The sequence below is a fragment of the Lactobacillus equicursoris DSM 19284 = JCM 14600 = CIP 110162 genome (assembly GCF_001434815.1).
Taxonomy (GTDB): domain Bacteria; phylum Bacillota; class Bacilli; order Lactobacillales; family Lactobacillaceae; genus Lactobacillus; species Lactobacillus equicursoris.
In genome coordinates this window covers 1-334 of sequence record NZ_AZDU01000148.1, presented here as the reverse complement: position 1 = coordinate 334, position 334 = coordinate 1, and the positions used below count along the sequence as shown (strand labels likewise).

The following is a 334-nucleotide window of genomic DNA, read 5'->3' as shown; positions in this document are numbered from 1 at the left end:
CGTAAAGAATATGGCGCTAAATGGGACCAAATCTTTAAGTCTATCACAACTGACAATGGGTCAGAGTTTGCGAAGTTAAGCGACTTAGAGGCAGTTTCTAAAACTCTTGTTTATTATGCCCACCCTTACACCTCTTGCGACAAGGGAAGCGTTGAGCGCCACAACGGCATTATCAGACGCTTCATCCCAAAGGGTGAGAGGATCGACAAATACAGTATTGACGACATCTTTGGTATTCAGATGTGGTGTAATTCACTACCTCGAAAGATCTTGAATTACTCCACGCCAGAGGAATTATTCGATTCTGAAATGGATAAAATCTACCAAATTTAGT

General features: G+C 41.6%; 1 protein-coding gene. It reads left to right on the top strand.

Annotated elements, in window-relative coordinates:
- The coding region (locus FC20_RS09765) for an IS30 family transposase (protein WP_156402984.1) at positions 1 to 333 on the top strand (333 nt) is incomplete at its 5' end.
- Position 334 lies beyond the last annotated feature (1 nt).